This window comes from Streptomyces sp. ID05-39B, from assembly GCF_033794725.1.
GTDB classification, from domain to species: domain Bacteria; phylum Actinomycetota; class Actinomycetes; order Streptomycetales; family Streptomycetaceae; genus Streptomyces; species Streptomyces bobili.
This window is the reverse complement of sequence record NZ_JARGEF010000067.1, coordinates 26718-34470: the sequence shown is the minus strand read 5'-3', so window position 1 is coordinate 34470 and position 7753 is coordinate 26718. Positions and strand designations below refer to the sequence as shown.

The following is a 7753-nucleotide window of genomic DNA, read 5'->3' as shown; positions in this document are numbered from 1 at the left end:
CGACCGCCCCCACCTCTGGAAGGCGCTTCCCACCACGCTCTGACACCCCGCCGCACACCCGGCCGGTCGCAGTCGCTAACCTCCCCGGCATGCGCAATGGGGGAGAGGCCCGAGAGGCCGAGGCGGACGGGAGCGACGCTGCGGACCGGAACGGCGAACTGCGGCAGGAGACCGGGCAGTCGGCGGACCCCGCACCACCCACACTCCTCGGCCGGCTGAAGAGACACCGGCTGCTCACCTCCGCCGTAGCCCTCGCCCTGGTCGCCACCGGCGTCGCCGTGCCCCTGGCGCTCGCCGGCCAGGACGACGGCCCGCCCTGCCAGGAGGTCCCCGCCACCACCCGCGCCCTCGCCGAGAACCCCGCGGCCGCGACCCGCGCCCTCGACCCGGGTGACGACCTGAACCGCCTCGACGCGGTGCGCCGGCTCCTCGCGCACGAACATCCCTGCTCAGACGGCGGGCAGGCACTCGGCGCGGTCGTGTACGCGGCCACCCGCGCCACCGGCCCGGACACACCGCACACCCTCGCGCAGGCCCGCGCGGCCTTCGGGGTGGTCGCCGTCCTGAACGACCTCGCCGAAGTACCCGACGGCATGGCACCCGGCGTTGCCCGCATGCTCGCCGAGTACGTCGTCGACCAGCACCTGCGCGTCTTCGGGGGCGAAATCGACGGCGCCGACAGGCCCGCCGTCCCCGCCGAGTCGGCCCGTCCGGACGGCGAGGGCTGGACGAAATACGGCCGATTCCTCGCCCCCGGTGAGCCCCACGTCGACTTCTCCCACGGCCGAGCCGCAGCCGACCCCGAGGACCTGCTCCCCGAACTCGCCAAGAATCCCCAGGCGTTCGCGATCCTCTACGCCGCCGAGCGCGCCTGGTTCGCCTACTGTCTGGAACGGCTCGACGGACAGGGCACCGACTCCGGCTATCATCCGAAGCCGAGCAAGAGCAGCGCTGGCTACGATGCGCCCCGGACGTACTGGGTCGACCATGACATCGAGAACATGACGGATCGCATAGGCGCCCTGATGGCGTACCGGTCCCTGTACGCCCGCGACGGCACCATCCCCGACCTCACCGCCTACGACGCGGCCGTGCGCCGTTACACCCCCGGCGTCTACCTCGCGCAGCAGCGGCAGTTGAACAGCCGGCCGCCGATGACTTCCATCGCCGCGCGTAAGCCCTCGGGGCGGGCGGACAGGAATCTCATGGATGCCCGGCACCAGCTGAACAACGTGCTGGACGCCTGGGCGGCGGCCCGGCGGATACCAGTGGCGCGCGCCTCCGCCCTGCGGCAGGTCATCGACAACAGCTACGTACGGGCGCTCTGGATGACCAGGTGACCTCCGGGCGTCAGCCGGCGGCTTTCAGGTCCGTGCAGCCCCGCCGTTCCGCCTGAACCCGGGCGAACGCGTCCAGCAGCGCCCGCTGCTTCGCCGCGTCGACGTCCGGGATGTCCTCGGAGGCGTCGAGCGCGAAGTGGGCGGCTTCACCGCCGCAGCGGGCACTGGCCGTCAAATCAGGGCTGTAGAGATCGTCATCGGTCACGAGGCGGGTGCTCCAGTCACCGAACCAGGCGATGAAGCGCATCCTCCTGGGGCGGCCATCGGTGAGGTCGTCCGCGGTGATCAGGTCGCAACGGCCGGTCAGCGCCTCGTCGTTGAGCCGGCCATCGAGCTCCCAGCGCGTCGGATCCGGCAGCCCCGCGTCGGCCAGCCAGCCGCACGGCGTGTCACGGGCGGCGTCGAGTGGAATCGTCTTCGGCTTCTTCTCGGCGGGATCGGCCGGGCCGGCCCCCTTCGGCGCCTTGAGCGGCTGCGCCCCGCAACCCACGTGGTTCGAGGCGAAGTTGGTGAAGGCGACGGCCACTTCGTAGGAGGCGGGCTGACGCCATGGGGCGAACTGACTGATCCCGGCGCTGACCAGACGAAGCCCGGCGGGCGGCCGCACCGGGCCACGGGCTCCGGGCTTCCGGTTCCTGGCCGGGACCCTATCGGCTGCCGCGCCGGCCCCCGGGGGCGGGGGCGGAGGTCAGCGGGCCTCGGCCGCGCGCACCTGCTCGGGCGTCGGCGCCGTACCGCCGAGATGGGCCGGCATCCACCAGGTGTCGTTCGCGTCCTTGGGACGGACCGGGTAGGCGCGCTGGGCGGCCTCCAGCAGTTCCTGGACCCGCTCGCGCACCTGACGGGTGATCGCGCCCGCGTACTTGTCGCGGGAGGCTTCGAGCGCCTCGCCGACCCGCATGGTGATCGGGGTGTGGCTGCGCTTGAAGTTGCGAGGGTGGCCCTTGGTCCACAGCCGCTGTGTCCCCCACACCGCCATCGGTACCAGCGGCACGCCCGCCTCCTGGGCCAGGCGCGCGGCGCCGGACTTGAAGGTCTTCAGCGTGAACGACTCCGAGATGGTGGCCTCGGGGAAGACGCCGACGATTTCACCGGAACGCAGCGAGTCCAGCGCGTGGGCGTAGGCGGCCTCGCCCTGCTTGCGGTCCACCGGAATGTGCTTCATGCCGCGCATCAGCGGGCCGGAGACCTTGTGGCGGAAGACGGACTCCTTCGCCATGAAGCGAACGAGACGTTTCTGCGGGAGCGCCGCGAGGCCGTTGAAGATGAAGTCGAGGTAGCTGATGTGGTTGCTCACCAGTACGGCTCCGCCCGAGCGCGGGATGTTCTCCGACCCCTGGCAGTCGATCTTGAGGTCCCACACCTTGAACAGTGTCTGGGCGAGGCCGACGACGGGGCGGTAGACAAGCTCTGCCATGGGCGAGGCGAACCCTTCCTGATCTCTGCCCGGGAGCGGCTCCCCGGCGGCAAAGTTACGCAGCCGTAGGTTTACGGCATCTCGCAGATCGTGCCCGAAGAACGGCCGGGTAGCCAGTCTTCGCGCCCGTCAGCCGCGAGATTCTCGTCACGTCCGCTCCCTTGATCCACCTGGGGCTTTAGCTCGCCTTTACTACGCTCGTACCGTCACCCGCCGTACGAGCAGGTACATCTCGCAGCCCAGGCAGTATCCGAAAGCGGCATTGAGGAACGCCGCCGCGAGCGCCGCCCCGGTCGCCGCCAGCCCCAACCAGCTTGCGCCCAGGGCGAAACCGAGCAGACCCACACCCGCGAAGGCCAGCCCCACCGCCTGGGCGAACCGTGGCGGCTGCGGCGCCTCGAACGCGGTGGGCGGCCCGAGCCTCGGCCGGACGGCCACCCGGAACGCCCAGCCGTAGGGCGAGCGGCCGACCCCGCCGGCCGCGCCGAGCGCGAACGCCAGCGTCTGCCAGGCCAGCAGCCAGGGGTTCTGGGTGATCAGTACGACCGCCAGTACGACGGTCGTGACGGCAGCCCCGAATCGCGGCCCTCTCGCATCAATGTCCATGAATCAAGCATTCCGCATCTCGGACGCCAGGGGGGGCGGGAATCTTTGCAGTCCCGTGAATGCTTGTGCGGATGATGAACGGACTCATGGTGTGCGTGGCGGTGCTCGCGGTGGCGAGCGCTTACGGAGTGGTGCACCGACGACGGAGCGGGAGGGTGCGCGTGCGCGGGCGCGACGACGGACAGCGGCTCGGGGCCGAACGGCTGGGCGGTGAACTGGGCGAGCGGGCGACGCTCGTGCAGTTCTCCAGTGCCTTCTGCGCGCCCTGCCGGGCGACCCGCCGGATACTCGGCGAGGTGGCGGACCTGGTTCCCGGCGTCACCCACATCGAGATCGACGCGGAGGCGCGCCTCGACCTCGTCCGGGAACTCGCCGTCCTCAAGACCCCGACCGTGCTGGTCCTGGACGCCGACGGCCACGTCGTGCGCCGGGCCAGCGGACAGCCCCGCAAGGCCGATGTGATCGCGGCCCTGGGCGAGGCGGTGTGACTCCGTGGCGCAGACGGTGAGCCGGCTCCCGGATGCCGGAACGCGCTTGACTGCACGCGCCACCTATCGTCAGCCTGACCGTATGCCTGAGGAACTCCTTCTCCACGGACAGGCGCACGTCGACCTCGTCCGTACCGCGAGCGCGCGCTGTCCGGGCCGTTGAGCAGCCGCGCATCCGCTTCTCACCCCCGGCAGAAGGACCAGGACGACTTCATGACGGCCACGCCCGGCATCGGTGCCCCTCAGCTCGCCTCTCCCGACCTGCTGCGCTCGGTCTTCCGCCGCCACGCGGCCGGCGTGGCCGTGATCACGGCGCCCGGCGACGGCGGGCCGGCCGGTTTCACCGCCACCTCCCTGACCTCCGTCTCCGCCGAGCCGCCGATGCTGTCCTTCGGGATCGGCACCGGCGCCTCCAGCTGGCCTGCGGTCTCCGTGGCCGGCCATGTCGGCGTGCACATACTCGGCGACCATCAGCGGGAGCTGGCCGCGACCTTCGCGCGCAGCGGCGCCGACCGGTTCGGTGCGCCGACGTCCTGGCGTGCGGGCCCCGAGGGCGTTCCTGTACTGGACGACGTGCTGGCCTGGCTGGTGTGCCGGGTCGTCGCGCGCGTGCCCGCGGGGGACCACCGGATCGTGCTGGCCGAGGTGGTCCTGGGCGACCCCACGGGCGCCGGCCGCCCGCTGCTCTACCACCAGGGGCGTTTCACCGCCCTGCGGGATTGATCACTGTCCGGCGCTCCTGCGGGGCCCGCGCGTTCCGGTTACGCTGCGTTGCGGAGGTCACAGTTCAAAGCGCTTGCTTAGCGGGCAGGAACTGGGTGTACTGACGAGTAATATTTCGTTCGGGAGCGCAGGCCGTCCCGATCGGGATCGGCCGCTTGTGGCGCCTATGCTGCCTGAAAGAAGGCAGCCAGAACTGACGATGCAGTAGGAGAGCCGGCGTGAGCTTGAGGATCGTTGTCACTGTGAAGTACGTGCCCGACGCCACTGGCGACCGGCACTTCGCCGATGACCTGACCGTCGACCGGGACGACGTGGACGGTCTGCTCTCCGAGCTCGACGAGTACGCGGTCGAGCAGGCGCTGCAGATCTCCGAGAACTCCGACGACGACGTGGAGATCACCGTCCTGACGGTGGGCCCCGAGGACGCCAAGGACGCGCTGCGCAAGGCCCTGTCCATGGGCGCCGACAAGGCGATCCACGTCGAGGACGACGACCTGCACGGCACCGACGCCATCGGCACCTCGCTGGTGCTGGCCAAGGCGATCGAGAAGGCCGGCTACGACCTGGTCATCTCCGGCATGGCCTCCACCGACGGCACCGCCGGTGTGGTTCCGGCCCTGGTCGCCGAGCGCCTGGGCGTCCCGCAGGTCACCCTGCTCTCCGAGGTCTCCGTCGAGGACGGCACCGTCAAGGGCCGCCGTGACGGCGACGCCGCCTCCGAGCAGCTGGAGGCCTCCCTGCCGGCCGTCGTGTCGGTCACCGACCAGTCGGGCGAGGCGCGTTACCCGTCCTTCAAGGGCATCATGGCCGCCAAGAAGAAGCCGGTTCAGTCCTGGGACCTGTCCGACCTCGACATCGAGGCGGAGGAGGTCGGCCTGGACGGCGCCTGGACGAAGGTCGAGTCCGCGACCGCGCGTCCGGCCCGCACCGCCGGCACGATCGTCAAGGACGAGGGCGAGGGCGGCAAGCAGCTCGCCGAGTTCCTCGCGGGCCAGAAGTTCATCTAAAGGCCCTTCGCCGACCGCCCCTCAACTTCGTTTCGCAGGAGAGCAATCCCATGGCTGAAGTTCTCGTCTACGTCGACCACGTGGACGGTGCCGTCCGCAAGCCCACCCTGGAGCTGCTGACCCTGGCCCGCCGTATCGGTGAGCCCGTCGCCGTGGCCCTGGGCAGCGGCGCCGCCGACACCGCCGCCGTCCTCGCCGAGCACGGTGCGGTCAAGGTCCTCACGCACGACGCCTCCGAGTACGCCGACTACCTCGTCGTACCGAAGGTGGACGCCCTCCAGGCCGCCGTCGAGGCCGTCTCCCCGGCCGCGGTGCTGGTGTCCTCCTCCGCGGAGGGCAAGGAGATCGCCGCCCGCCTCGCGCTGCGCACCGGCTCCGGCATCATCACCGACGCCGTCGACATCGAGGCCGGCGACGAGGGCCCGGTGGCCACCCAGTCGGTGTTCGCCGCGTCCTTCACCACCACCTCCCGTGTCGTCAAGGGCACCCCGGTCATCACGGTGAAGCCGAACAGCGCCGCCGTCGAGGCAGCTCCGGCCGCCGGTGCGGTCGAGGCCCTCGCGGTGACCTTCTCCGCCCAGGCGACCGGCACCAAGGTCACCGGCCGCACCCCGCGCGAGTCGACCGGGCGCCCGGAGCTGACCGAGGCCGCGATCGTCGTCTCCGGCGGCCGTGGCGTCAACGGCGCGGAGAACTTCGCGATCATCGAGGCCCTCGCCGACTCGCTCGGCGCGGCCGTCGGCGCCTCGCGTGCCGCGGTGGACGCCGGCTGGTACCCGCACACCAACCAGGTCGGCCAGACCGGCAAGTCCGTCTCGCCGCAGCTCTACATCGCCAACGGCATCTCCGGCGCCATCCAGCACCGCGCCGGCATGCAGACCTCGAAGACGATCGTGGCCGTCAACAAGGACGCCGAGGCCCCGATCTTCGACCTCGTCGACTACGGCGTCGTCGGCGACCTCTTCGACGTCGTCCCGCAGCTCACCGAGGAGATCAACACCCGCAAGGGCTGATCCCCGACCGCCGCTGTACGAGGCCTCCGTGACCGAGCCGGTCACGGGGGCCTCGGCCTGTTTCGGTGCCCCTCATCCCAGGCTCACCGAGGCGCACACCGGCAGATGGTCGCTGGGGTACCGGCCGTCCAGCGAGAAGGTGTCCATCCACGTCCTGCGGACCGTGATCCCCGGCGTCGCCAGGATCCAGTCGATGCGGTCCCCGCCCGGCTGCGGACCCCGGTACGCGTGGAACGTCCCGTACGCCGGGCCGCGCCGCTCCGCCGTGTCCCAGGTGTCGACGAGGCCGCCGCCGAGCAGGGTGTCGTGGATCGCGCTGCGGTGCGCGGCGTTGAAATCGCCGGTCACCAGCAGAGGCAGACCGGGATCGAACGCGGCGATCCGCTCGACGATCAGCGCGGCGGCGCGTTCACGGGCGTACCGGCCGGCGTGGTCGAGGTGGGTGTTGACGAGGCAGAACTGCCGTCCGGCCGCCTTGAGATCGCGGAACCGGACCCAGGTGACCATGCGGGGATGGGCCCCGCCCCACGTGTTGGAGCCGCGCACGGCCGGGGTGTCGGAGAGCCAGAAGTGGGCGTGCTCGACCGGGGTGAGCCGCCGGGTGTCGTAGAAGACGGCCATCGACTCCTCGTCGCCGCCGCCGCGTCCGGTGCCGATCCAGTCGTAGTGGGGTCCCAGATCGGCCTGGATGTCGCGCAGCTGGGGCGGTTCGCCCTCCTGGGTGCCGATGACGTGGGGTGCCGCCGCGCGCAGCAGGGCGCGCATCACCGGACGGCGGGCCGCCCAGCTGTGGGGTTCCCTCGTGCTGGGGAACCGGAGGTTGTAGGTCATGACGTCCAGGTCCGGCACGGCGGTGGCCTCCCTGATCGACTCGTCTTCGGCCGAGGAGACCCGGACCGCCGAAGAGGCCCGGAGCGTGCCGATCAGCGGAACCCCGACGGCGGCCGCCGCCACGGTCCTCAGTCCCGCGCGCCGCGTGAGTCGTGTGCTGTCCGCCAAGTGGCCCCCTTTCACCCTCGTACGCCAGGGTGAGTGTACGAACGCGCGAACGGAAGGGGGCCCAGCGGCGGAAGTGGGCCGAGGGAGGGAGGGGACGGGCGGGCCCAGGGCGTGGACAGGGTGTTGACCCGTGAGAAGCCCCACGGTTAGCTTCATTCAA

General features: G+C 71.1%; 9 protein-coding genes. 5 read left to right on the top strand and 4 right to left on the bottom strand.

Features of this window, described 5'->3' with window-relative positions; translation table 11 throughout:
- Window positions 1–89 precede the first annotated feature (89 nt).
- Window positions 90–1340, top strand: a complete 1251-nt coding sequence (locus tag P1P75_RS17125) for a hypothetical protein (protein WP_319256130.1) — start codon at window positions 90–92, stop codon at window positions 1338–1340.
- Between the two features lie 10 nt (window positions 1341–1350).
- Here P1P75_RS17125 and P1P75_RS17120 read toward each other — a convergent pair whose 3' ends face one another.
- The 3 genes from P1P75_RS17120 to P1P75_RS17110 all read right to left on the bottom strand — a co-directional run bounded on the left by P1P75_RS17120 (window position 1351) and on the right by P1P75_RS17110 (window position 3363).
- The gene (locus P1P75_RS17120; protein ID WP_319256128.1) at window positions 1351–1947 is read right to left on the bottom strand and encodes a hypothetical protein; all 597 of its coding nucleotides are present in this window, start codon (window positions 1945–1947) and stop codon (window positions 1351–1353) included.
- An 81-nt stretch (window positions 1948–2028) separates the two neighbouring features.
- Window positions 2029–2757: a 1-acyl-sn-glycerol-3-phosphate acyltransferase gene (locus P1P75_RS17115; RefSeq protein WP_086765783.1), complete on the bottom strand. Its 729-nt coding sequence runs from the start codon at window positions 2755–2757 to the stop codon at window positions 2029–2031.
- Window positions 2758–2949: 192 nt separating this feature from the next.
- Complete coding sequence (locus P1P75_RS17110) at window positions 2950–3363, bottom strand: DUF4395 domain-containing protein (protein ID WP_319256126.1); 414 nt, start codon at window positions 3361–3363, stop codon at window positions 2950–2952.
- A 74-nt stretch (window positions 3364–3437) separates the two neighbouring features.
- Between P1P75_RS17110 and P1P75_RS17105 the strand changes: the two genes are divergently transcribed.
- The 4 genes from P1P75_RS17105 to P1P75_RS17090 all read left to right on the top strand — a co-directional run bounded on the left by P1P75_RS17105 (window position 3438) and on the right by P1P75_RS17090 (window position 6594).
- Window positions 3438–3851 (top strand): thioredoxin family protein, encoded by a 414-nt coding sequence (locus tag P1P75_RS17105; RefSeq protein ID WP_319256131.1) that lies wholly within the window; start codon window positions 3438–3440, stop codon window positions 3849–3851.
- A gap of 213 nt (window positions 3852–4064) precedes the next feature.
- Window positions 4065–4574, top strand: coding sequence for a flavin reductase family protein (locus P1P75_RS17100; protein ID WP_319256124.1), 510 nt, complete (start codon window positions 4065–4067; stop codon window positions 4572–4574).
- Between the two features lie 218 nt (window positions 4575–4792).
- Window positions 4793–5581, top strand: coding sequence for an electron transfer flavoprotein subunit beta/FixA family protein (locus tag P1P75_RS17095; RefSeq protein WP_086765777.1), 789 nt, complete (start codon window positions 4793–4795; stop codon window positions 5579–5581).
- 50 nt (window positions 5582–5631) lie between these two features.
- Complete coding sequence (locus P1P75_RS17090) at window positions 5632–6594, top strand: electron transfer flavoprotein subunit alpha/FixB family protein (RefSeq protein ID WP_319256122.1); 963 nt, start codon at window positions 5632–5634, stop codon at window positions 6592–6594.
- Between the two features lie 72 nt (window positions 6595–6666).
- On the opposite strand, the gene P1P75_RS17085 is transcribed toward P1P75_RS17090, so the two are convergent.
- Window positions 6667–7593 carry an endonuclease/exonuclease/phosphatase family protein gene (locus P1P75_RS17085; RefSeq protein WP_319256119.1) on the bottom strand — a complete coding sequence of 309 codons (927 nt, stop codon included), beginning with the start codon at window positions 7591–7593 and terminating at the stop codon, window positions 6667–6669.
- Between the last annotated feature and the right edge of the window lie 160 nt (window positions 7594–7753).